General features: G+C 62.2%; 20 protein-coding genes and 1 tRNA gene. 12 read left to right on the top strand and 9 right to left on the bottom strand.

Annotated features, from left to right (window positions below):
• Nucleotides 1-377: 377 nt before the first annotated feature.
• From AB0N65_RS17450 to AB0N65_RS17435, 4 genes are all read left to right on the top strand, one after another.
• The gene (locus tag AB0N65_RS17450; RefSeq protein ID WP_364164406.1) at nt 378-1,943 is read left to right on the top strand and encodes an NCS1 family nucleobase:cation symporter-1; all 1,566 of its coding nucleotides are present in this window, start codon (nt 378-380) and stop codon (nt 1,941-1,943) included.
• A gap of 76 nt (nt 1,944-2,019) precedes the next feature.
• On the top strand, nt 2,020-2,784 hold the full coding sequence (locus tag AB0N65_RS17445; protein ID WP_364164402.1) for an aspartate/glutamate racemase family protein: 765 nt from the start codon (nt 2,020-2,022) through the stop codon (nt 2,782-2,784).
• Between the two features lie 25 nt (nt 2,785-2,809).
• Nucleotides 2,810-3,577 carry an SDR family oxidoreductase gene (locus AB0N65_RS17440; protein WP_364164399.1) on the top strand — a complete coding sequence of 256 codons (768 nt, stop codon included), beginning with the start codon at nt 2,810-2,812 and terminating at the stop codon, nt 3,575-3,577.
• A 256-nt stretch (nt 3,578-3,833) separates the two neighbouring features.
• Nucleotides 3,834-5,321, top strand: a complete 1,488-nt coding sequence (locus tag AB0N65_RS17435; RefSeq protein WP_364164396.1) for a cation:dicarboxylase symporter family transporter — start codon at nt 3,834-3,836, stop codon at nt 5,319-5,321.
• A gap of 84 nt (nt 5,322-5,405) precedes the next feature.
• On the opposite strand, the gene AB0N65_RS17430 is transcribed toward AB0N65_RS17435, so the two are convergent.
• Nucleotides 5,406-5,825, bottom strand: coding sequence for a sterol carrier family protein (locus AB0N65_RS17430; protein WP_364164393.1), 420 nt, complete (start codon nt 5,823-5,825; stop codon nt 5,406-5,408).
• Nucleotides 5,826-5,852: 27 nt separating this feature from the next.
• Complete coding sequence (locus AB0N65_RS17425) at nt 5,853-6,869, bottom strand: asparaginase (RefSeq protein ID WP_364164390.1); 1,017 nt, start codon at nt 6,867-6,869, stop codon at nt 5,853-5,855.
• A gap of 144 nt (nt 6,870-7,013) precedes the next feature.
• On the opposite strand from AB0N65_RS17425, the gene purD reads away from it, so the two are divergent.
• On the top strand, nt 7,014-8,324 hold the full coding sequence (purD, locus tag AB0N65_RS17420; RefSeq protein ID WP_364164423.1) for a phosphoribosylamine--glycine ligase: 1,311 nt from the start codon (nt 7,014-7,016) through the stop codon (nt 8,322-8,324).
• A 2-nt stretch (nt 8,325-8,326) separates the two neighbouring features.
• Nucleotides 8,327-9,265: a phosphoribosylaminoimidazolesuccinocarboxamide synthase gene (locus AB0N65_RS17415; RefSeq protein ID WP_364164387.1), complete on the top strand. Its 939-nt coding sequence runs from the start codon at nt 8,327-8,329 to the stop codon at nt 9,263-9,265.
• Between the two features lie 73 nt (nt 9,266-9,338).
• Here the strand turns inward: AB0N65_RS17415 and AB0N65_RS17410 are convergent, their stop codons facing one another.
• On the bottom strand, nt 9,339-10,616 hold the full coding sequence (locus tag AB0N65_RS17410; protein ID WP_364164384.1) for a helix-turn-helix transcriptional regulator: 1,278 nt from the start codon (nt 10,614-10,616) through the stop codon (nt 9,339-9,341).
• A 124-nt stretch (nt 10,617-10,740) separates the two neighbouring features.
• Here AB0N65_RS17410 and AB0N65_RS17405 point away from each other — a divergent pair, with 124 nt between their 5' ends.
• A complete protein-coding gene (locus tag AB0N65_RS17405) occupies nt 10,741-10,965 on the top strand; it encodes a hypothetical protein (RefSeq protein WP_364164381.1) in 225 nt (74 codons plus the stop codon).
• A gap of 193 nt (nt 10,966-11,158) precedes the next feature.
• Here AB0N65_RS17405 and AB0N65_RS17400 read toward each other — a convergent pair.
• The 5 genes from AB0N65_RS17400 to AB0N65_RS17380 form a co-directional block, all read right to left on the bottom strand.
• Nucleotides 11,159-11,235: transfer RNA gene (locus AB0N65_RS17400), tRNA-Pro, on the bottom strand.
• A gap of 108 nt (nt 11,236-11,343) precedes the next feature.
• Entirely contained in the window at nt 11,344-13,173 is a 1,830-nt protein-coding gene (locus tag AB0N65_RS17395) for an ABC transporter ATP-binding protein (RefSeq protein WP_364164378.1), read from the bottom strand.
• The gene (locus AB0N65_RS17390; protein WP_364164375.1) at nt 13,170-14,969 is read right to left on the bottom strand and encodes an ABC transporter ATP-binding protein; all 1,800 of its coding nucleotides are present in this window, start codon (nt 14,967-14,969) and stop codon (nt 13,170-13,172) included. The genes AB0N65_RS17395 and AB0N65_RS17390 overlap by 4 nt, the downstream gene beginning before the upstream one ends.
• A 152-nt stretch (nt 14,970-15,121) precedes the next feature.
• Nucleotides 15,122-16,069, bottom strand: a complete 948-nt coding sequence (locus AB0N65_RS17385; RefSeq protein WP_364164372.1) for a metallophosphoesterase — start codon at nt 16,067-16,069, stop codon at nt 15,122-15,124.
• A 2-nt stretch (nt 16,070-16,071) separates the two neighbouring features.
• Nucleotides 16,072-18,381, bottom strand: a complete 2,310-nt coding sequence (locus AB0N65_RS17380) for a transglycosylase domain-containing protein (protein ID WP_364164369.1) — start codon at nt 18,379-18,381, stop codon at nt 16,072-16,074.
• A gap of 37 nt (nt 18,382-18,418) precedes the next feature.
• On the opposite strand from AB0N65_RS17380, the gene AB0N65_RS17375 reads away from it, so the two are divergent.
• The 3 genes from AB0N65_RS17375 to AB0N65_RS17365 are packed head-to-tail and all read left to right on the top strand — an operon-like array spanning nt 18,419 to nt 20,042.
• The gene (locus tag AB0N65_RS17375; protein WP_011775990.1) at nt 18,419-18,574 is read left to right on the top strand and encodes a DUF4177 domain-containing protein; all 156 of its coding nucleotides are present in this window, start codon (nt 18,419-18,421) and stop codon (nt 18,572-18,574) included.
• A gap of 2 nt (nt 18,575-18,576) precedes the next feature.
• Nucleotides 18,577-19,113 carry a RidA family protein gene (locus AB0N65_RS17370; protein WP_364164365.1) on the top strand — a complete coding sequence of 179 codons (537 nt, stop codon included), beginning with the start codon at nt 18,577-18,579 and terminating at the stop codon, nt 19,111-19,113.
• Nucleotides 19,114-19,130: 17 nt separating this feature from the next.
• Entirely contained in the window at nt 19,131-20,042 is a 912-nt protein-coding gene (locus AB0N65_RS17365; protein ID WP_364164362.1) for an NUDIX hydrolase, read from the top strand.
• Between the two features lie 193 nt (nt 20,043-20,235).
• On the opposite strand, the gene AB0N65_RS17360 is transcribed toward AB0N65_RS17365, so the two are convergent.
• The gene (locus AB0N65_RS17360) at nt 20,236-20,913 is read right to left on the bottom strand and encodes a cyclic nucleotide-binding domain-containing protein (RefSeq protein ID WP_003797871.1); all 678 of its coding nucleotides are present in this window, start codon (nt 20,911-20,913) and stop codon (nt 20,236-20,238) included.
• A 235-nt stretch (nt 20,914-21,148) separates the two neighbouring features.
• Between AB0N65_RS17360 and AB0N65_RS17355 the strand changes: the two genes are divergently transcribed.
• Together AB0N65_RS17355 and aroQ are read left to right on the top strand one after the other, a co-directional pair.
• A complete protein-coding gene (locus AB0N65_RS17355) occupies nt 21,149-22,333 on the top strand; it encodes a MarP family serine protease (protein ID WP_364164358.1) in 1,185 nt (394 codons plus the stop codon).
• Nucleotides 22,334-22,463: 130 nt separating this feature from the next.
• Nucleotides 22,464-22,928, top strand: a complete 465-nt coding sequence (aroQ, locus tag AB0N65_RS17350) for a type II 3-dehydroquinate dehydratase (protein WP_364164355.1) — start codon at nt 22,464-22,466, stop codon at nt 22,926-22,928.
• Nucleotides 22,929-22,965: the final 37 nt, after the last annotated feature.

Here is a 22,965-nt window from a genome sequence, read left to right as displayed (position 1 = left end):
CACTCCGCGGTCTCTTCCGGATCACGATCAGGCAGCTGGGCAGTCAACCCGCTGAGGATGTGTGAGGTCTCTTCTCCTGCAGCCACGTCCAACCTCTCTTCATTGAATGTTTGGGCGCTTGCTCTGTGGGGGCGCTCCAAGGGAATTTCGTATTGTGAGAATAAAATTCTGCAATTCGAGATTACGTGCGCTCATGGGCAGCGTCAACACGGATTGCGGGTCCGATACAGTCAACTCCCTTGCGGCGGGCCAATCAACAGAATGTGACCCGCCCTACACCCCAAACCTTGACGGTGGGTGACGTGCGTCATAAAGTGCTTTCACTATTCAATAACTTGTTTTCACAATGTGGAAGCAGTACGAAGTGGAGATCCACGATGCAGACGACTTCATCAGTCGGCGTCACTGGGACTCCGGAAGACGCAGAAACCCACGGTTCCATTCCCGTGGCGGCAGGCAATACGGCCCTGTGCGACATAGCTTCCGAAGCCTCAGGCCGTACCATCAGTCCCAGCCTCTACAACATCGATCTTGCGCCCACCAAGGTTGAGGGCCGCAAGTGGACCAGCTACAGCATCTTTACCCTCTGGGCCAACGACGTCCACAGCCTGGGTAACTATGCATTCGCCATCGGTTTGTTCTCGCTGGGACTGGGCGGCTGGCAAATCCTGGTTGCGCTCGGCATCGGGGCAGTGTTGCTGTTCGCCCTGCTCAACTTCTCCGGGTTCATGGGACAAAAGACCGGTGTGCCCTTTCCGGTCATGAGCCGGATCAGCTTTGGCATTCGCGGAGCCCAGATCGCCAGTCTTGTTCGCGGGGCCGTTGCCGTCGCTTGGTTCGGGATACAGACGTACCTTGCCTCCGTTGTTCTCCGCGTCATGCTGGTCGCCATGGCTCCGGGCCTGAAGGAACTCGACAGCAATTCCATTCTTGGCCTTTCGACCCTTGGATGGATCTCCTTCGTTGTCCTCTGGATTGTTCAGTTGGTCATCGTCAGCTTCGGCATGGAGATGATCCGTAAGTACGAAGCCTTCGCCGGGCCGATCATCCTGGTGACCATGGCCGCCATCGCCGTGTGGGTCTTCGTCGAGGCCGGCGGTGCGATTCAATGGTCCGGCATCAAGGGTCTTGAAGGCGTGGATATGTGGCTGACGATTTTCGCCGGTGGTGCGCTTTGGGTGTCCATCTACGGAACGTTCGTCTTGAACTTCTGCGACTTCACCCGGTCCTCAACCTCCAAAAAGTCCATTGTCCGCGGCAACTTCTGGGGCATCCCCATCAACATGCTGGTCTTCGGCGCAATCGTGGTGGTCATGGCGGGTGGTCAGTACAAGATCAACGGCACCGTGATCGAGAGTCCCTCGGACATCGTGGAGAGCATCCCCAATACGCTCCTGCTGGTCCTCGCATGCCTTGCCCTGCTGATCCTGACCATCGCCGTGAACCTGATGGCAAACTTCGTGGCCCCCGTCTATGCGCTGACCAACCTGTTCCCGCGGCACCTCAACTTCCGCAGGGCAGCCTGGGTCAGCGGCATCATCGGGCTGGTCATCCTGCCTTGGAACCTCTACAACAACCCCATCGTGATCGTGTACTTCCTCGGCGGCCTCGGCGCGCTACTCGGCCCGCTCTTCGGCGTTGTCATGGCCGACTATTGGCTCGTTCGCCGCGGCAAGGTCAACGTCCCCGAGCTATACACGGAGGATCCAGCCGGTGCCTACTTCTACAAGCGCGGCGTGAACCCCAAGGCGATCATCGCCATGATTCCGGCGGCCGCCTTGGCCATCGCCATCGCCTTCGTTCCCGGACTCGCTGCTGCGGCACCGTTCGCCTGGTTCATCGGAGCCGGCGTGGCTGCCCTGACGTACTTCGTGGTGGCCGACAAGAAGCAGCCCCACGACGACGTATCCGGCGAGCCGATCGCCGTCGCAAGCACCCACTGACACTCCCGCCATCAAGGTGCCGCCCGTCCCGCCGGTTCATCCGGTACCGGACGGGCGTTGCCATTGAAAGGAAACCATGCGCATCCTCGTCGCAAACGTGAACACCACGCAGTCCATGACCGATTCCATCGCTGCCCAGGCCCGCGCCGCCGCTGCTCCGGGCACTGAAATCGTCGGCGTCACTCCGCGCTTCGGCGCTGACTCCTGTGAAGGCAACTTCGAGAGCTACCTCGCCGCGATTGCTGTCATGGACGCCGTTGTCAATTATCCGGAGCCGTTCGACGCCGTCATCCAGGCAGGGTACGGCGAGCACGGCCGCGAAGGGCTGCAGGAATTGCTGGACGTCCCGGTAGTGGACATTACCGAGGCAGCGGCCAGCACGGCGATGTTCCTTGGCCACAAGTATTCTGTGGTCACCACCCTGGATCGTGCGGTGCCGCTTATCGAGGACCGCCTCAAACTTGCCGGCCTGGACGCCCGTTGCGCCTCGGTCCGTGCCAGCGGGATGGCCGTGTTGGAACTCGAGGAATATCCGGAGCGTGCCGTTGAGGCCATCGTCGGCCAGGCCGAACACGCTGTCCAGCAGGACAAAGCCGAAGTGATCGTGCTCGGTTGCGGCGGCATGGCAGGACTGGACGAGCAGATCAGGCAGCGAGCCGGTGTTCCCGTAGTGGATGGCGTGGCAGCTGCCGTGACCATTGCCGAGTCCCTGGTACGTCTGGGCCTCTCAACGTCCAAGGTCCGTACCTATGCGGCACCCCGACCCAAGGCTGTCATAGGCTGGCCGATAACGGGCGGCCAGCCAGCTGGCGCCAGGTCCGCAGCCGCTGAAGCACACTGAAGGCAAGTCACCGAAAGGCAACCACATGACTGACGCACGCCCGCCCGCACAGCCGAGGGTCGCCGTCGTGACCGGAGCAGGTTCCGGCATAGGGCGGGCGGTTGCCCGGCTCATGCTCGCCGACGGATACCGCGTGGCCCTTGCCGGGCGCCGTGAGGCGCAGCTGCTGGAAACCGCGGAGGGCTATCCGGGCGCGCTTGCGGTTCCGTGTGACGTGACAGTGCCCGACGACGTCGCTCGCCTTTTCGCCGAAGTCCGGCAGCGCTGGGGCCGGGTTGATGTGCTGTTCAATAATGCGGGCATCTTTGGTCCCGCCGGCGATGTAGGGGATCTTGATGTCGCGGAGTGGGAAGCCACGCTGAGGGTCAACGTGACCGGTTCCATGCTGTGTGCCGCCGAGGCCGTGAGGACCATGAAGGCCCAAATGCCGCAAGGTGGGCGCATCATCAACAACGGGTCCATCTCCGCGCATTCGCCCAGGCCAAGGTCAGTGGCATACACGGTGACCAAGCACGCCATGACGGGCCTGACCAAGAGCATCGAGCTTGATGGCAGGGAGTTCGGGATCACGTGCGGGCAGATCGACATCGGCAATACCCGCACGGAGATCATGGACACCATCGGCGTGGGTTCCGGTGCGTTGCAGGCCGACGGCAGCCGACGCGTCGAGCCGATGTTTCCCGTCGAGGATGCAGCCCGCGCCGTGCTCATGATGGCCAACATGCCGGCCTCTGCGAGCGTCGGTTCCCTCGTGGTCACGGCTGCCGGTATGCCGTTCATCGGCCGCGGGTAGGGTTTCCGCCGGGCGGCTGTACCGCCACGACCTTCTTTGAGTCCCGCAAGCCCTCGACACGCCGTAATTAGCGGCATGTCGGGGGCTTTTGCACGCCAAAAAGGGTCGTGAAGGAACGCGCCACTGGCATACCAAACACATTATGACTTTCCATAATATGGAAAAGCAATTTCCCCTTGCGGAATGGTGTGAGCGGGATTACATTGAAGAAACCCCCTGAAAATCGGGGCTGATCCCAACTGATTGGTTCAGAACAATGAAAATCCCAGACTCTTCGGCGCTGAAGGCGAGTTCGGCGCCGCTGAAGAAGAAGCCCCTGTACAGGTCGCTCTTCTTTCAGATCCTGATCGCCGTCGTCGCAGGTGTACTCATCGGCCACTTTTGGCCGACCATCGGGTCCACCCTCCGGCCCCTGGGCGATGGATTCATTCAACTCATCAAGATGATCATCGCCCCGCTGATCTTCCTCGTGATTGTCACGGGGATCTCGGCAGTCGGCGACGTCAAGGCGGTCGGAAGGGTAGGGGTCAAAGCCCTCGTCTACTTCACGGCAGCAACACTCTTCGCCCTGGTCTTCGGGCTCATCGTGGGCAACATCGTCCAACCAGGTGCCGGCCTGAACATCGATCCGGCAACACTGTCCCAGGAAGCACTCAACGCAAAGACCGGTAACGCGCCGCCCAAAGATGCTGCGGCGTTCATCCTGGATGTGATCCCCACCAGCGTGATCGGGGCATTCGCCAACAACAGCCTCCTCCAGGTCCTCTTCTTCTCGGTCTTCTTCGGCGCTGCCATCGTTGTCATCGGCCGCGAGCGCTGCCTGCCCGTCATCAGCCTCATGGAGACTGTCCTCGAGCTCATCTTCAAGATCATGTCCTGGATCATGAAGGTTGCCCCCATCGGTGCTTTCGGTGCCATGGCCTTCATCATCGGACAGTACGGCCTGGGCACGCTGGGCACGTACGCTCTGCTGATTGCTGCCTGCTACGGCGCGGCCATTGTGTTTATCGCCCTGCTGTTCCTCGTGGCGTGGAGCTTCGCCCGGGTTCCGCTATGGCACTTCCTCAAGTACACCCGGGAGGAGTTCCTGCTGGCTCTCGGCACGGCCTCCACGGAAGCTGTCATGCCGCGCATCATGACCAAGCTGACCAATGCCGGCTGCTCACGGGCAACCACCGGCTTGGTGGTTCCTACCGGTTACTCCTTCAACCTGGATGGCGCAGCGATCTACCTCTCCATTTCCCTGCTGTTCCTGGCGCAGGCTTTCGGGCACAACCTGGATCTCGGACAGCAGCTGGCGGCGCTCGGCGTCCTGCTCCTGACATCGAAGGGCATGGCAGGCGTTCCCGGCTCGTCGTTCCTGGCGCTCTCCGCTACCGCGGCTGCACTCGGAATCTTCCCGGTTGCCGGTGTTGCCCTCCTCCTGGGGGCCGACCGACTCATGGACTCCATGCGCGTCGTCGTGAACCTGCTTGGCAACTGCGTGGCCACGTTCGTCGTCGCCAAGTGGGAGGGCCAGTTCGACCGCGACGTCATGGTCCGCGCCTTCAAGGGTGAAATCACCAACGAAGATTCGGCCATCATGCTTGGCAAGGAAGACATCTACGAGGAGCAGGAGCTCGAGCGCATCAGCGAAGGGCAGAAGCCCTCTCCGAAATTCCGCGGTGGACCCACGGCGGACAAGATTCCCCAGTTCGAGATGAGCAAGCCGGGGCAAAAGAACGAGCCCGTCTGCCCGGACTGATTCCCGGCCATATTCGCAGCAGATGCCCTCAGGACCCTGGTCCTGGGGGCATTCGCTGTGCCCAAGCCTGTTGTTGCAAGGGCCCTAGAGGGGAAGGAGGTCCGAGAGGTCAGCGCGCAGCCCTGACGCGGCAACCCGGCCGGCGGCCACTGCCTCTCCCCACGAAATCCGGCCTGTCACCAGCTCAAGCCAGGTGACGCCGTCGGTCTCGATGACGTTCGGGGGAGTGCCGCGCGTGTGGCGGGGCCCTTCCACGCATTGCGTGACGCCGAACGGCGGGACACGGACTTCCACGGAATTGCCGGGTGCGCGGGTGGTGACTTCCTCGAGCGAGTAGCGGACCGCCGTCGCAATCACAGACCGCGACGGCGGGTTCCCGGGTGCCGTGCCTGACCCGCCTGGGGTGTCTGCTGCGTCGCCGTCAACAGGCCCGACGGCGGTTTGCCAGGCTGCCAGCGCGGCGCGGCCTTCCGCAACGTCGATGCGGCGTCGTGCAACTGCCATGATGGAGCTTCTCCTTCCGGGGTGTGACTAGTCGAGCATGGCGGACACGGCGTGTCCCAAGCGGATCTTGCCCACTTGCCGTCCACCCCCGAGTACCGGTTCCACGACGCGTTCCAGCACGTTGGACACGGCGGGGATGTCCACTGCGCCGCTGACAGCCAGGAGCGTCAAGCCCACCAAGGACGTCGCACGGAGGTTCCCGTCGAGCACCTTGACAGCTACTGTGGCGCCGGTGGGCGTGGCCAGAACCAGTACGCCCTCAGCGCCGATCTTCGCCAGGACGTCGAGTTCCTCCATGACGATCGTGTTGGATTCGCCTTTGCCTTGGACCGCCCATGGGTAGTCGAGCATGGACGTGGCGATGGTGGCTGCACGGGCGTTTGATCCTGAATCGCCGGGTGATTTTGCCAGCCGTGAGTAAGCCCGTGCCAGCCCGGTGAGCGAGATTGCGGCAACCGGAGCTCCGCAGCCGTCGATGCCCAGGTGCGAGATCACTTCGCCGCTGTATTCCTCGATGACCGACCGCACCCGCTGCTGCAGTGGATGATTGGGCTCAAGGTAGCTGCGGAGGTCCCAGCCGTTTTCGGTGCACGCCCATAGGAAGGCTGCATGCTTGCCGGAACAGTTGAATGCGAGCCGGGACTTTCCGCGCTCCGAGCGGACCAGCCAATTACGGGCGGTCTCGTCCTGTGGCCAGGCCGTTGGGCATTGGAGTTGCTCTTCACGGACACCGGCAGCCTTCAGCATGCCTTCCACGACGTCCATGTGGTCCAGGGAACCGGTATGGCTTCCGCAGGCAACCGCCACCTGCGCGCCGCGGAGGGGCACGCCGGACTGCATGGCTGCCAGGGCCTGGAAGGGCTTAAGGGTGGAACGGGCAAAGATGGGAGCGTCTATGTTGCCAAGGCGGGTGACAACGGAACCGTCTCCGGACAGGACCACGGCCGCGCCGATGTGCCGGGACTCTATGAACCCACTGCGTTCTATCACTGCCAGTTCTACGGCGGACTCAACGTTGAACGTTTCATGGGAACTCAGTGGCATGAGGCAAGTCTAGGGCGCGGTGGCCGGATGCCGGGGTCACCGCCCGGCAGCGTGGGGCAACGCAGGGCCCGGCGCGGGTCATCCCATGCCTCCAGCCCGACACAGCTTAGGCCGCGCGCCCCACACAAAGTACCCTTGAAGACTGTGAAGGTACTCGTCATTGGCCCAGGCGGCCGCGAACACGCCATTGTCCGCTCTCTGCTTGAAGATCCCAACGTTTCCGAGGTCCACGCGGCACCGGGAAATGCTGGCATCAGCAAACTCGTTCCCACGCACGCGATTGACGGGAACAACCCGGAAGCCGTGTCCGCCCTCGCCACCAAGCTGGCCGTGGACCTGGTGGTCGTCGGACCGGAAGCCCCGCTCGCAGCCGGTGTCTCCGACGCTGTCCGCGAAGCCGGCATCCCGGTCTTTGGCCCCAGCAAGGAAGCTGCCCAGCTTGAAGCTTCCAAGGCCTTCGCCAAGCAGATCATGGCGGAAGCCGGTGTCCCCACTGCGATGGCCCGTGTTGCCGCCACGGCAGAAGAAGCCGCTGACGCCCTGGACACTTTCGGAGCTCCATACGTGGTCAAGGACGATGGCCTCGCCGCCGGCAAGGGCGTGGTTGTGACCCGCAACCGCGACGAAGCCCTGGCCCACGCCCAGGCCTGCTTCGACGCCGGCGGAACTGTCGTCATCGAGGAATTCCTTGACGGCCCCGAGGTCTCCTTGTTCGTTCTCTGCGATGGCCGCACCACCGTCCCGCTGTCCCCGGCGCAGGACTTCAAACGCATCTTCGACAACGACGAAGGCCCCAACACCGGCGGAATGGGCGCCTACACCCCGCTGGAGTGGGCTCCCGAAGGCCTGGTCCAGGAAGTCATCGACCGCGTAGCCCAGCCAACTGTGGACGAAATGGCCCGCCGCGGAACGCCCTTTGTCGGTGTCCTCTACTGCGGTCTCGCCCTCACTTCGCGCGGTACCCGCGTCATCGAGTTCAACGCCCGCTTCGGCGACCCTGAAACCCAGGCTGTGCTCGCGCGTCTCAAAACCCCTCTCGGTTCGCTGCTGCTGGCAGCTGCCAAGGGCGAACTGGACACGGCAGAAGAGCTTCGCTGGTCCAGGGACACGGCAGTCGCCGTCGTCGTTGCCGCCGAAAACTACCCGGACACGCCCCGCACAGGCGACCGTGTCCGGGGCCTGAAGAAGGTCGACGAACTGGACGGCGTCCACGTCATTCACGCCGGAACCAAGCTGGACGAGGAAGGCAAAGTTGTTTCGGCCGGCGGCCGCGTCCTCGCGGTGGTAGCGCTCGGTTCCGATCTGGTGGAGGCGCGCGAGAAAGCGTACGACGGCGTTGAGCTGGTACAGCTTGAAGGCTCCCAGTTCCGCACGGACATCGCAGGAAAGGCCGCACGCGGCGAAATCAAGGTGCCGTACGGGGCCACCGGAAGCATTCCGAAAGTGCAGGCCTGAGCATGACTGACTCCCTCCCTTCGGGCGGCTTTGACACCGAAGCGCTGCAGTTGCCCGGCTGGAAGCACGTCTATTCCGGCAAGGTCCGCGACCTGTACGTCCCGGTCGATGACTCGATCACGGAGAAGGTCGGCCAGGAATGCGTGCTGGTGGTGGCCAGCGACCGCATCAGCGCCTACGACCATGTGCTCAGCAGCGAGATCCCGGACAAAGGCCGCGTCCTGACGCAGTTGAGCCTGTGGTGGTTCGAGCAGTTGGATGTGGAGCACCACGTGCTTGCCTCGACCGTTGAGGGTGGCGTCCCGGCCGAGGTTGAGGGCCGGGCCATGATCTGCAAGAAACTGGACATGTTCCCGGTGGAGTGCATCGCCCGCGGATACCTCACGGGTTCAGGACTGGCTGAATACAACGCCACTCGTTCAGTTTGCAGCATTCCGTTGCCCGAAGGCCTGGTGGATGGCTCGCGCCTCGAGAAGGCGTTGTTCACGCCGTCAGCCAAGGCCGAGGTTGGCGAACACGACGAGAACATCACCTACGACGACGTCGTAGCGATGGTGGGCGACGACATCGCAGCGCGCCTCAGCGAGCTCACCCTGAAGATCTACACGCGTGCCGAGGAGATCGCCCGTGAACGCGGCATCATCCTGGCCGACACCAAGGTGGAGTTCGGCATCGACGCGGCCACGGGCGTGATCACGCTGGGCGATGAGGTCCTGACTCCGGATTCTTCCCGCTTCTGGGACGCATCCACGTACGCCCCCGGCAAGTCGCAGCCTTCTTACGACAAGCAGTACGTCCGCGATTGGCTTACTTCTGCCGAGTCCGGCTGGGACAAGGCCTCGGACACTCCTCCGCCGGCACTGCCCGCCGAGGTAGTGGAGCGCACCCGCGCACGCTACGTTGAAGCGTACGAAAAGCTGACCGGCCGCACCTTCGCGTAGTTCGCACCCAACTGAGTCGCAGTACAGCGCGTTTTGAGCCCTCAAAACGCGCTGTACTGCGACTCAGTTGGGTTTAGCTGGCTTCGGGGTGGGCTTCGGGGTGGGCCGCTGCCCGGCGCTCGGCCAACCGGATCTCCAAGACCGCGTCCATAGCCTGCTGAACCCGGTCCGAGGCTCCTGCCGCGCTGAAGTCGTGCTGGGCTTCCTCAAGGAAGTGCAACGCCTCGGACGTTTCCCCGGCTGCCTTCAAGGACTTCCCGAGCAGCAGCGATACTTCACCGGCGGTGTGACGGGCCAGTACCTTGCGGTCTTTGTAGATCTCGCGCAGTTTCTCCACCGCGGCGGGAATGTCCCCGGTCAAATACAGCCAGCGGGCGCGGATGAACGCGACCTCAAGTTGATCAGTCTTATTCCCGCCGACGATCGACAACGCCAACTCTGCACGCTCAATGGCGGACAATGTTTCCGGCTCAACGATGCCGGAGGACAAACGGACCGCCGCGGAAGCCTTGTTGAAACGGGCCCATAGTTCGATGTCGTTGGCAGGGGAGAGGAGCGTGGCAGCGCGTTCGTGGTGCTTGATGCCCTCCACGTAGTCGTGCCGCATGAACGCCACGTTGCCCACTACCCACGCGACTTCGCCGGCCAGTTGCGACATGGAGTGCTCGTCCATGTGCTCGATCATCGCCAGGCAATACTCCCATGCCTCATCCAGCTTGCCGCTTTCAGCGAGGGCGCCGATCAGCGCGCGGTGCGCGCCGATGATCAGGGTTGAGCCCTTGGGCAACTGCTCGGACAGCTTTACCGCTTGCTTTGCATGCTCGACGGCGGTAGCCAGCTGCCCTTGTCCGTGGCACACTGCGGCAAGCATCTGCCAGGCCCGCACCCCCAGGCCTGCGGACTCAGTGGCCATCGGGTGCTCCAGCAGGTGCTCAACGATTTGCTGGCATTCCCTCAGCTGGCCTTGCTTCATCACGCATTCGGCCTGCATGTAGGTCATGTTCCACCAAGCGCTGTTGTTCTTCGCCTCGAGGGCGATTTGCGCTGCGGTTGCTGCATGGCTCGCGGCGAGCGGGTAGTCCCGCAAGTCCCAGGCTTGCCGGGCGTACAGGCCGGCCAGCACGTACTCCGCGTCGCTGACGGACACCGGCTGGCTCCACGCTTCAAGCGCCTTGGGAGCAAGCTCCAGTCTGCGTGCCAACTCCTCGATGACTTCCGCGGTGGGCTCGCGACGGCCTGTCTCGAGCAGGGAAATGTAGCTCGGTGAATACAGGTTTTTGCCCAGCTCGGCCTGAGTCAACCCGCGTTCGAGCCGTTCGGCACGGAGCTTCTCGCCGAATCCGTTTCCCACGGGTTCCTCCTACACGCGTCTTTACACCGAAACCTTGACAGTCTCTGTGGAAAACATTTTACAATGTATGTCAACAGGGACCGCGCAATTTCCGTAACGAATCCGACTCGCATTGGGGAACATAATGTTCAAGAAACTAGCCGCTTCGGTGGCATTGACAGGCGCGCTTGCGTTCACGGTTGCGGCTCCCGCAGTCGTCTCTGCGGCTTCGGCCGCAGACTCCAGCACGGTAAGTGCTATTGGCAACTGGCCGGACCCCATGCGGGCCGGTACCACTACGGGACCGACGAAGTCGGGCGAGACCACGTACACCACGTCGTCCATCGGCAACTGGCCTGATCCCATGTAGTCAGTTCTTTAGAGAAACCCCGGAGCGTGACGAGCGACACTCCGGGGTTTCTCATTTAATGCGGTGTCTCTGCGTGGCAACTCCCGAGCCCGGGGCGCATAACAGGCCTCGCAACGAGTTGGGGTGGGCCATGGAAGCCGGAGGGTACGGGCAAACGAAAATGGCGCCGATTTCTCGGCGCCATTTCCGTGTTTGGTCGGGATGACAGGATTTGAACCTGCGACCTCTTCGTCCCGAACGAAGCGCGCTACCAAGCTGCGCTACATCCCGATCCGCTGCGAAAGCAACTGTTCAAGGATAGCTGAATCGGTGCGGGATGCGAAATCGTACCAACGGTGTCGCTGGTCACAGCTTCACCTCCAGTCCCAACCACAGGAATCACACGAGCGAGTCCCGCCATGCTCCGTGCAGCCTCGCAAAGCGGCCACCACCTGAGATCAGTTCTTCGGGGCTGCCGTCCTCAACTATCCGCCCATCGTGGACCACCAGGACCCTGTCGGCTGTCTCAACAGTGGACAAGCGGTGCGCGATGATGATGGCAGTCCGTGCGGACGCTTGGCCCGATCCTTCCAGCAGGTTCGCCAGCCCCTCCTGCACCATCCTCTCGGACGGTATGTCCAATGACGAAGTGGCCTCATCCAGGATCAGCACGGCCGGAGCGGCAAGGAAGGCGCGGGCAAATCCTATGAGTTGCCTTTGCCCGGATGACACGCGACCACCACGCTTGTTGACATCCGTGTCATAGCCTTCCGGCAAGTCCGTAATGAATTCGTGCGCACCAACTGCCTTGGCTGCAGCTTCAATCTCCTCGCGCGAAGCTTCCGGTCGGCCCAGAGCAATGTTGTCTGCCACCGAGCCGCTGAAGAGGAAAGCCTCCTGGGTCACCATCACCACGGACCGGCGCAGATCCGTAGTGGAGAGGTCCCGCAGGTCAACGCCGTCCAAGGTAATGGCACCGGACGTGACGTCGTAGAAACGGGCTACCAGTTTGGCCAGCGTGGACTTTCCGGCTCCGGTTTGCCCAACCAGCGCCACAGTCTGCCCGGCAGGGATGTGCAGGTCCAGCCGGGGCACAACAATGTTCCCATCGCTGTAGCCGAATTCCACACCCTTGAAGTCGATCTCACCGCGCGGGCTCTTCAGGGGCACGGGATTCTTGGGTGGTCGGACAGTGGGGATCTCCTGCAAAAGGCCGGACACCTTTTCCAGGGCCGCCTGGGCGCTCTGGAAGGAGTTGTAGAACATGGCCATCTGGTCCACCGGCTGGAAGAAGCGCTTAGTGGAAAGGATGAGCGCCAGCAGCACGCCTACGGCAAGATCGCCGCTCAAAACACGGAATCCTCCGAACAACAGGACAACTGCCACGCAGACGTTGCCTATAAGCACCAAACCCGGTTGCAGGACGCCATTCAGGAAAATGGAGCGCACGGTATTCTTTCGATACTCCTCGGCAACTTCCCCGTACGTTTCCGCATTTTCGCGTTCTTTGCGGAAGGCTTTGACGGCCCGAATGCCGGTCATTGTTTCCACGAAATGCACGATCAACCTGGCGGAAACCACACGGGATTCACGGAAAGCGATCTGGGAATGCTTTTGGTACCACCGGGCGAGCAGGAACATGGGTACGCCGGCGCCGAGCATGATCAATCCGCTGCGCCAATCCAGGGCAAACACAGTAATAGCCGTGAACACCATGAACAGCAGTCCGGAGGCAAGCGAGCTGACTCCCGAGTCCAACAGTTCGCGCAGGGCCTCCAAATCGGACGTCTGCCGCGCGATAATCCTGCCCGAGGTGTACTTCTCATGGAACTCCAGGCTCAACCGCTGCGTGTGTCGGAAGACGCGAAGCCGTAGATCCAGCAGCATGGCTTGGCTCAACCTGGCCGTGGAGGTCACGTAGAGTGCAGTCATTCCGGCAGTAGCAATGGCCGCCGCCAGATAAAGGGCACCCACCAGCACCAAGGGTCCATTGTCGCCGGACTGCAAGGCCGGAAGAGCGTTGTCAATGCCAAAGGCGATCAGCGCAGGGCCGGCAACCCTGGTGAGCTGCGAGACCACCACAACCACAATCGTTAGCCAGAAACGCAACCGTACGGGACGGATCAACGAGGCCAGCAAGGTGAGCGACCGCCGTCGTACTGCTTTGCTGTCCGCTTTGGTGAGGAGGGTGTTGTCCTCGTTGGCGGTTCCGAATGTCGTGGCGCTCACCGGCGGGCCTCCTCGGCTTCTTCAAGCTCATCGAGTTCACTGTCCAGGTCCTTCGGACCCGTGTCGAGGCTCGCGATGACGTAGCGGTAGTGGGAGTTTCCGGCCAGCAGTTCCGTATGGGTCCCGACGGCGGTAATGGTTCCGTTTTCGAGCAACGCCACCCTGTCCGCCAAAGCCACTGTTGAAGGCCGGTGCGCGACGATCAGCGTGGTGGTGTCGTGGAGGACGTCCCGAAGTCGCGCCTCCACACGCTCCTCGGTGTTCACGTCAAGGGCAGACAGGGGGTCGTCCAGGACGAGGACCTTTGGTTTCGCAGCGATGGCGCGGGCCAAGGCGATGCGTTGCCGCTGGCCACCGGACAGGCTCAATCCCTCCTCGCCGATCAAGGTGTCCACGCCCTCCGGCAGCGAGTAGGCGAACTGCGCCTGCGCAACGTCCAAGGCCTCATCCAAGGCGGCGTCACCCGGGTGAGGGGAACCGAGGAGGACGTTGTCACGGACGGAACTCGAGAAAAGCGTGGTGTCCTCGAACGCCACGGCCACAATTCGCCGCAGTTCTTCGAGGTCGAAATCGCGGACGTCCACGCCGTCGATGGTGACGGCACCCTCGGTGACGTCGTAGAGCCGGGGAACCAGCTGAAGCAGAGCGCTCTTGCCGCTGCCGGTGACGCCGACGAGCGCCATGGTTTCGCCGGGTCGGATGTCCAGGGTGATGTCGTGCAGGAGGCGGTCGCCGTCGTCGAACCCGAAACCAGCGTGCTCAAAGCGCAAGGCGCCCTTGACGGTCTCCGGCACCGTGGCCTGCTCCGGGGAGGTGATGGTGTTCTCGGTGTCCATGACCTCGAAATGGCGGTCCAACGCAGTTTTGGCCGTCAGCGCCATGGCGAGCAGCATGCCCGAGAATTCCACGGGCGTGGCCACGACGGCGGCAGTCGCAAAGAAGGCAACAAGCGCGCCGATGCTGAGTTGGCCGCTCGCCGCGAGCATGATGCCCACCACCAGGCCGACGCCAAGTGCGAGTTCAGGCAGCAACGTCACCACAAGGGTGAATCCGGCCTGCTGCTTGGCCTTGGCGATCTCCGTCTGCCGTAGTTCCTCGGCCTGGCCGTTGAAATTCTCCAAAGCCTCGCGGCTGCGACCGAACGCCTTCAGCACGCGGATGCCGTGGACGGATTCTTCGACGGTGGTTGCGAGATCTCCGGCTTGATCCTGGCTGAGACGCGTGACCAGGCTGAAACGGCGCCGGAAACGGAATGAGTTGACCATGATCGGCACGGCGGCCGCGAGGAAAATCAGGGCTAGCTGCCAGCTCATTGAGAACATGACACCAACTCCGATGAGGACCGTCAGCGTGGTCACCACCAGCATGATCGCGCCAAACGCCATCCAACGGCGCAGGAAACTGAGGTCCGTCATGGCCCGGGAGAGCAACTGTCCGGAACCCCAACGGTCGTGAAAGGACACCGTGAGCTGCTGCAGGTGGCCGTACAGCGAAACCCGCATTTTGGTCTCCACCGTGGTGGCCGGGTTGATCACGAACTGCCGGCGCAAGGCCACCAGTCCGGCTTCCGCCACACCCAACGCAAGAATCACGACGGCGGCAACCCAGACTGCGCCCGGGTCGCCGCCGGGCTGGAGCGAGTTGTTGACCAAGACGCGAAGCACCTGGGGAATGGACAGCGCCACGATGCTGGCCAGCAAGGCGCACAGCAGGCCCATGATCAGTCGGGGCAGGATTGGCCGCACATGGGGGTAGAGGCGGCCGACGGAGGTGAAGAACGACGTTTGTTTGGACATGCCCGCTTCTCAACAGCTGGATCTTCAGATGGTGCGGAGGTAGTTTCCCGTAGCAACAACCCTATGCCATGCCGTGATGGGGTTCACAGGCCCACGCTGTGTCCGGTGAAATGTTTGACCCAGTTATTGGGGTTCGTAATGCAGTGGCGGGTTCAGTTGCGGGACGTGAGTGTCAGCAGGACTGCCTCCGGGCGGCAAGCGATCCGGACGGGGGCGAAGCGGGAGGTTCCGATACCGCCGGAGACATTGACCGGCGTCGTGAATCCATCGCTTTCCCAGTCGTGGAGGCCGCGGGCGCGCCACGTCGGAAGGTCGCAGTTGGAAACTAACGCACCGTACCCGGGAATGCAGATCTGGCCACCATGCGTGTGACCGGCGAGGATCAGGTCTGCTTCGGTTTCGGTGAAATGGTCCAGCACGCGCTGGTAAGGGGCGTGGATGACGCCAACCCGCAGGTGCGGACGGGCGTCCTGGTTGACGGTGCCGCGGGGCCAGCCGGCGTAGCGTTCGCGCTTCAGGTGGGGATCGTCAACGCCGGAGAAATCGAAGCGCAGACCATTCAGCACCACGGATTGGGCGCGGTTGGTGAGGTCGATCCACCCGCCCATGCCGAAGGCAGAACGAAGCCTGGGCCAGTCGAGCTTGACGGGATCAGCCTTCTGCTTTGAAGGTCCCCGGAAGTACCCCGCCGGATTCTTGATTCGCGGCGCGTAGTAATCATTGGAGCCAGGAACAAAAACACCCGGGAACTCCATCAAAGGCCGGAGCGCCTCAATCAGGGGATCGACAGCCTTCACGTGGCTCAGGTTGTCGCCGGTGTTCACCACAAGGTCCGGCGTGAGGTCGGCCAATGACTTTAGCCACTGGGACTTCTTTTCCTGCCCGGGGACGTAATGGATGTCACTCAGGTGCAGGACACGAAAGGGCTCCGAGCCTTCGGGAAGGATCGGCAGCGACTCGTGGCGGACCTCGAACTGGTCCTTCTCCCACCAACCGTAAGCGGCCGCTGCCGCGCCTGCTGTTGCTCCGAGGGCGGTAGTGACGGCGAAACCGCGCCCGACGGCGCGGACGCGGTTTGCCAGTGAATTACCGAAGGACACGCTTAGTCCTTGTCGTCGTTGCCGTTGCCGTTGCCGTTTCCGTTGTTGCCGCCACTGCCGCCGCCTGTGTTGGTGGAAGGAGCGTTGTTGTTCGGCGTCGAAGGAGCGGGTGTGGTGCTCCGCTGCGGGGTCCCGCCACCAAGGAGGTTCGACGGAGGGGCAGGGAACGGGTTGGTGCCGTAAGCAGGAGCGACGGACAACATGTAGTTGGTGAACTGCGGACCGGCAATCATGTAACCGTCGATGCTCTGGTAGAACTTGCCGTTGATGGTCAGGTTGCGACCTGGACGAAGCTGGTCGCCCAAGGGATCGCCAAACCAGGAAGCGGTTGCCAGGCCGGTGGTGTAGCCGACCACCCAGGTGGAACCGTTGGAGTCGTTGGTGCCCGTTTTGGCCGCTACCGGGAAGTTCGCCTTAGTCGAAAGTGAAGGGCGAATCAGCGAACCCGAGCCCGCGTTCAAGACCTCCTGCATGGCGTACGCTACGCCCCGAGCAACCTCAGGCTTTACGGCGTCTTTGCAGTTGGAAGACTGTGCAGGGAGCTCAGCACCCGCTTGGTCCTTCACGGATGTGATGGCGATCGGTTCACAGTACTTGCCATCGGCAGCGAACGTGGCGAACGCATTGGCCATGGTCAGCGGAGCGGTTTGCGTGGCACCGATCAAGTTGGCCAGCGTGGTCATCGGGACCTGGGGGTTCGGATCCGTGATCTTGCCGGTGTCCTTGTCACGGGCGGGCAAGCCGCCGTGAATTCCTGTGGCATCCACGATGCCCTGGATTCCGCAGAGGTCCACTTGCGCAGCGGAGGCGAAGGTAGCGGTGTTGATGGAGTTCATGAGGCCGTAGAGAACCGTCATGTTCCGGTAGTAGCCTTCGTCGGAGTTTTGCAGGTCAAAAGTACCGTTGGTGGCGTCGTACCAGCCAATGGTTGGTGCCGGGCACGTGTTCTTCCACCGGAAATTCTGCGGGTACCTACGCTGCGCCGCGTTGACGTTCTGGTTCATCGACTTGCCCTCGTTCAACCACTGGGCGAACGTGAAGGGCTTCATGGTTGAACCGGGCTGGAAGCCGCCGATGCCGTTGAGGTCGTTGCCCTCGGCATCGAGGACGTCCACATTGAAGTTCTGTGTTTGGTCGAACTTGCCTTCTTGCGGAAGCCAGACGGTGTTCTGGGCCATGCTGACAATCTGGCCCGTTCCCGGCTGCACGGAGACGATTGATGCGCCCCACTTATCGGGGTTTGCCCCCGCCGTGGCATCCACCTGCTGCTGGGCGACGGTCTGTGCCGTGGGGTCGAGCGTGGTCTGAATGGTGAGGCCACCACGCATGATGCGCTTGATGCGCTCTTCCTGCGTATCGCCGTAGGCCGGGTTGTTGAAGAGCAGGTGAAGCACGTAGTCACAGAAGTACGGGGCCATGGTGGCGTAGGCACAACCCTGGCGTGCAGGGGTGACCTTGGTGGTGACAGGCGTTGCCACGGCTTCGTCGTACTCTGCCTGAGTGATCTTCTTCGTGTTGAGCATGGCCGCGAGAACCAGGTCACGGCGCTTCTTGGCGTTGTCCGGGTTAGCGATGGGATCGAAGGCGGACGGGCTGTTCACCAAACCGGCGAGCAGGGCGGCTTGGGGAAGCGTCAGGTCCTTGGCCGAGGTGCTGAAGAAGAACTTGGATGCGGCTTCGATGCCATACGCGTCACGGTTGAAGAAGACGATGTTGAGGTAGCCCTCGAGGATTTGTTCCTTGGAGAATTTCTTCTCCAGCGCGATCGCAAGCTTCATTTCCCGAAGCTTGTCGCCAACGCCCTTGTTGTAGCCGTTGAGCTTGACGTCGTCTTCCTTGCCCGATGCCACAAGAGACTCATTGATGACGTTGTTGACGTACTGCTGCGTGATGGTGGACGCGCCCTGCTTATTGCCGCGGGCAGTACTCACGATGGCTCGCATGATGCCCGTGGTGTCGATACCGCCGTGCTCATAAAAACGGCTGTCCTCGATAGCGATGACAGCGTCCTTGATGAACGGGCTCATTTGGTCCAATGCGACCTTGGTACGGTTCTCCGCGTAGATCGATGCGATCGGGGTTCCGTCCTTGGCCAGAATCGTGGTGTTCTGGCTGGGCGGATCCACTTGGAGTTCCGCGGGCAAAGTGTCAAAGAACTTGATGGAACCACTTGCGGCACTGCCCGAGACGGCGGCGGCGGGGACCAGAAGGCCCGCTACCAGGACGCCACAGATGGCACTCACGCCAAGGAAACCTAGTATCTTTCCGAGGGTGGTGGCAGTGTCGAATATGGGGTTCTTGCGAGTCACCATGTTTTCCACTTTACCGGCAAGGGCTAGGCTTTCTGTCATGACCAAATGGGAGTACGCCACGATTCCGCTCATTATTCACGCCACGAAGCAGATCCTGGACCAGTGGGGCGAAGATGGCTGGGAGCTTGTCCAGGTCGTCGGTGGACCCGATGGCAAAGGCCTTGTTGCATACCTGAAGAGGGAGAAGCAGTAACCATGACAACCCCCGCAGAAACCACGTCTCCCGCGGAATCCAGCGCCCCTGCATCCGCTGTTGAGCAGCGTCTCGCCGAGCTCGGCTTGACCCTTCCGGAGGTCGCCGCGCCGGTTGCCGCATACGTCCCGGCAGTCGTTTCCGGAAACTACGTTTACACCTCCGGTCAGCTGCCGTTTATTAACGGCAAACTCGAAGCTACGGGCAAGGTCTCCCCCGGAGAACTCGGCGCGTCGGACGAGTCCACCGTGGATCCCGAAGACGCCAAGCGCTACGCCGGTGTGTGCGCGATCAACGCCCTCGCAGCGGTCAAGAGTGTCATCGGCGACCTCGACCGCGTGACCCGCATCGTCAAGGTTGTGGGCTTTGTCTCCTCCGACCCCACCTTCACCGGCCAGCCCGGCGTGATCAACGGCGCGTCCGAACTTCTGGGCCAGGTATTCGGTGACGCAGGCGTTCACGCACGTTCCGCCGTCGGCGTTTCCGTCCTGCCGCTCGACTCTCCGGTAGAGGTCGAGCTCATTGCTGAATTCAGCTAAGGAACTGGTTCCCCCAATTGCCGCAGCTTGCACGTCGCCTGTTCGTCTTGCCTCCGGAGCTCGAAGGCGCCGCACGAAATTGGCTTGAACTTGGCGAGCGGACCCCCCGGGCCGCCCGCTACGCATCCTCCGTGGTGCTTCTCCGCGATTCGCCCACCGGCTTGGAGACCTGGCTTGGCTACAGGCCAGGCTCTTCGCCGTTGGGCGTCCTCGCATTTCCGGGAGGGTCCCTGGACCCTTCCGACGACGACCCCGTAGCTTGGTTGGGCCCCTCGCCTCGGTACTGGGCCGAGCAAATGGGAACGGACGACGTCGGACTCGCCCGCCGTCACGTGGTTGGCGCCATTCGTGAGCTCTTTGAAGAGACGGGCGTCCTCCTGGCCGGTCCCGACGCTTCCTCCACTGTAGAGGCCAACTCAACCGCTGAATGGATGAAAACCCGTGAAGCCGTGGCCGCGCAGGAGAAGTCTTTCACAGAAGTGCTGGCAAAGCGCGGGCTCTCGCTGCGCACCGACCTGCTGAAGCCTTTGGTCAACTGGCTCAGCCCGGACTTTGCCCACACTCGTTTCAACACCCGCTACTTTGCAGCCACCGTGCCCGTAAACCAGCAGCCCAGCATCCTTGGCAGCAAAGGTGTCTGGGGCAGGTGGGTGTGCGCGGCAGAAGCCATCGCCCTCCGTGACACCACGGCCCTCGGCGACGAAGTGGGCCAGGACAACACAGTGGGCCTTACTTTGGGTCAACTCATGGTCCCCGGTTCCGAGATCATGCTCGAAAAGATGGCGCACGCCAATGGTTGCATCGCGTACCTGAGCTACAAGCGCAAGGCCCACGTCTATCAGGCCAGGCTCGTGGACGAATCCGGGGAATTGATGCTGGAAGTCGAAGCCGCCCGCACTACGCCTAGCGATCCCCAAAGGGAGCGGTAGGAGCCCACCGCTTTTGGGGATCGCTCTCTCACGGTTGGCCCGCTTTTGGGGATCGCTCTCTCACGGTTGGCCCGCTTTTGGGGATCGCTCTCTCACGGTTGTCCCGCTTTTGGGGATCGCTCTCTCACGGATGTCCCGAACAAAAACAAAAGCCGCCCCGGTTCCTTTACCGGGGCGGCTTTCCTATGAAGGCCTAGCGCGAGCGTTGACGCAGGCGCTGCATGTCGAGAATGACTACGGCGCGTGCTTCCAAGCGCAGCCAACCACGCTGGACGAACTCGGCCAGCGCCTTATTGACGGTTTCACGGGAGGCGCCAACAAGCTGGGCCAATTCTTCCTGGGTGAGCTCGTGGGCAACCAGCACACCATCGGTGGCGGGACGGCCGAAGCGGTCCGCCAGGTCCAGCAGGGCCTTGGCGACACGACCGGGAACATCGGAGAACACGAGGTCCGAGAGGGAATCATTGGTGCGGCGCAGGCGGCGGGCCAAAGCCTGCAGCAACTGGGCGGAAACCTCCGGGCGGGTGCGCAGGAGCGAGTTGAGGCTCTCGTTCTTCAAGCCAGCCAGGCGGGTTTCTGAAACAGCAGTGGCCGTAGCGGTGCGGGGGCTGGGGTCGAACAGCGCCATTTCGCCGAAGAGTTCACCCGGGCCAAGGATGGCCAGCAGGGATTCGCGGCCATCGGGGGAGGTGCGGCCGAGCTTAACCTTGCCGGAAACGATGAAGTAGAGCTGGTCACCCTGGTCGCCTTCGCGGAACACCGACGCTCCACGTGAAAGGTCCACCTCGGTGAGTTCGTCCGTCAGCAAGCGGAAGGCGTCGTCGTCAAGGGTGGCGAAGAGGGGTGCGCGGCGCAATACCTCGATGTCCATGAAATCTCCTGAGTATAAGTTTCGGTCGTGGCGCTCCAGCCATTGTTTCAGAATTTTTGAGCTTCTGTGACGTACTTGGCACGCGAAACGCTGAAACGGCGCGGATTTTGCCGCCCCGGCCCCGTGAAGACGGGGCTCGCAGCTCCCCGGATACCCACCGGATCGTGACCGGACTAACGGTTTCCTGTCAGGGTGCCCCTCTAGAATTGGCGCTACGCGGCTATGAGGAGCATTGGTGTTTGGCTTAACGATTTTGGATTTGGCATTGATCCTGATGCTGCTTTCCTACCTGATCTATGGCCTCCGCAATGGCTTCCTGGTGACTCTTGGCGGAATTGCGGGATTCGTGGTCGGTGCCATTGCGGCGTTTATGGCAGTGCCGCTTGTCAGTAATTGGGTGGGCGACAGCGGTTGGAGGTTGACCGCAACGGTGGCTGCCGCCGTCGTGCTTATTGCACTGGGCCACGGGCTCGGCACCATGATCGGACGAAAAGTCCGCCACGCAGTGCGGATCAAACCGTTGCACGCGGCCGATCGGCTGATCGGCGGGGTAGTCAGTGTTGTGGTTGCTGCCTTGGTGATGTCCATGCTGGCGTTCAGTATCAGCTCACTGGGTGTGCCGTTCGTCTCGCAGCAGCTGGCGCAGTCGAGGGTCATCCGGTATATCGATTCCCTGACGCCCAATCCGGTCAAAACCACCATGGCGCAGCTGCGGTCTACGGTGATCGGCGACGGCATTCCCAAGCTCATCGAGGGCATCGGTCCGGCAGCTCCAGTCCAGGTTCCCAACGAATCCACGGATACTCCAGCACTCAACGCGGCCGCGGACTCGGTCCTGAGGATTGCGGGGACGGCCTTTGAATGTGGGCAGAACCAAACAGGCTCGGGTTTTGTGGTGTCGCCTGGGCGTGTTGTCACCAATGCACACGTCGTGGCCGGTGTGGACCAGCCGGTTGTGGAAATTCCCGACGGCGGCGCGCTGCCGGGTCGGGTGGTTTACTTCGACTCCCAGCGGGATATCGCGGTTTTGGCCGTGGACGGACTGTCCTCGGACCCGCTGCCGTTGAGTGCCGACTTGCCTGCCGGAAGTTCCGCGGCATTTGCCGGTTATCCGCACGGTGGTCCTTTCCAGTCCAAACCGGCAACGGTTCAAGGAATTTCGACCCTCCTGGTTCCGGACATCTACGGCAGCAATCCCTCCCCGGAGTTGGTCTACAAGCTCGCCGGCGACGTCCAACCAGGAAACTCGGGCGGGCCGTTGCTCACGATGCAAGGCCAGGTTGCCGGGCTGATCTTCGCCAAGACCACATCCGATGCCGCGCTGGGTTTTGCGCTCACCATGGCGGACGTCGAGCCAGTAGCGGCCCAGGCCCCAGGCCTCAGCGATCCTGTGTCGCCTGGCCAGTGCACCCGCAAATAACCGGACGGTCTCTCACCGATGGGCGTCTTTTGGCGGACGCTCTCTCACATAATGGGCGTTTTTTCCGAACGGTCTCTCACCTGATGGGCGCAATTCACAGCCCTACTTTCACGGCTATAGATTGGAAGTCATGACTGACTCCACTCACGCCACCGAAGCTGCGCGCGGCACCATACTTGTGATCAACGGACCCAATCTGAACCTCTTGGGCACGCGTGAGCCGGAAAAGTACGGGACTTCAACCCTGGCCGACGTTGAGCGACTGGCCTTGGCTACCGCTGAATCGCATGGTTTCACCGTGGACTGCGTCCAGTCCAACCACGAGGGCGATCTCTTGGACGCTATCCACGCTGCGCGAGGTACTGCCGTTGGCATTGTCATCAACGCGGGGGCCTTCACACACACCTCCGTGGCACTCCGGGATGCCCTCGCAGCAGTCCAGCTCCCCGCCGTCGAGGTCCACATCACCAACGTGCACCAGCGGGAAGAGTTCCGCCACCACTCGTATCTGTCGGGTGTATGCCAGGCGGTCATCGTGGGCGCGGGCGTATTGGGCTACAAGCTTGCGATCGACTACCTCGCCGATGCCGTCTAATCATTCGTGTGATTGAGGGTTCCCGGGAGGCCGCCCA

This window comes from Paenarthrobacter sp. NPDC089322, assembly GCF_040684895.1.
Classification (GTDB): domain Bacteria; phylum Actinomycetota; class Actinomycetes; order Actinomycetales; family Micrococcaceae; genus Arthrobacter.
This window is presented reverse-complemented; position numbering and strand designations above follow the sequence as displayed.

What these genes read in the sequence shown, in the direction of transcription:
- AB0N65_RS17425 (WP_364164390.1), bottom strand. Translation starts at nt 6,869, where the DNA reads ATGCCACTGAGTTCCCATGAAACGTTCAACGTTGAGTCCGCCGTAGAA.
- AB0N65_RS17390 (WP_364164375.1), bottom strand. Translation starts at nt 14,969, where the DNA reads ATGTCCAAACAAACGTCGTTCTTCACCTCCGTCGGCCGCCTCTACCCC.
- AB0N65_RS17375 (WP_011775990.1), top strand. Translation starts at nt 18,419, where the DNA reads ATGACCAAATGGGAGTACGCCACGATTCCGCTCATTATTCACGCCACG.
- AB0N65_RS17430 (WP_364164393.1), bottom strand. Translation starts at nt 5,825, where the DNA reads ATGGCAGTTGCACGACGCCGCATCGACGTTGCGGAAGGCCGCGCCGCG.
- AB0N65_RS17450 (WP_364164406.1), top strand. Translation starts at nt 378, where the DNA reads ATGCAGACGACTTCATCAGTCGGCGTCACTGGGACTCCGGAAGACGCA.
- AB0N65_RS17435 (WP_364164396.1), top strand. Translation starts at nt 3,834, where the DNA reads ATGAAAATCCCAGACTCTTCGGCGCTGAAGGCGAGTTCGGCGCCGCTG.
- AB0N65_RS17440 (WP_364164399.1), top strand. Translation starts at nt 2,810, where the DNA reads ATGACTGACGCACGCCCGCCCGCACAGCCGAGGGTCGCCGTCGTGACC.
- AB0N65_RS17380 (WP_364164369.1), bottom strand. Translation starts at nt 18,381, where the DNA reads ATGGTGACTCGCAAGAACCCCATATTCGACACTGCCACCACCCTCGGA.
- AB0N65_RS17360 (WP_003797871.1), bottom strand. Translation starts at nt 20,913, where the DNA reads ATGGACATCGAGGTATTGCGCCGCGCACCCCTCTTCGCCACCCTTGAC.
- AB0N65_RS17370 (WP_364164365.1), top strand. Translation starts at nt 18,577, where the DNA reads ATGACAACCCCCGCAGAAACCACGTCTCCCGCGGAATCCAGCGCCCCT.
- AB0N65_RS17405 (WP_364164381.1), top strand. Translation starts at nt 10,741, where the DNA reads ATGTTCAAGAAACTAGCCGCTTCGGTGGCATTGACAGGCGCGCTTGCG.
- aroQ (WP_364164355.1), top strand. Translation starts at nt 22,464, where the DNA reads ATGACTGACTCCACTCACGCCACCGAAGCTGCGCGCGGCACCATACTT.
- AB0N65_RS17415 (WP_364164387.1), top strand. Translation starts at nt 8,327, where the DNA reads ATGACTGACTCCCTCCCTTCGGGCGGCTTTGACACCGAAGCGCTGCAG.
- AB0N65_RS17445 (WP_364164402.1), top strand. Translation starts at nt 2,020, where the DNA reads ATGCGCATCCTCGTCGCAAACGTGAACACCACGCAGTCCATGACCGAT.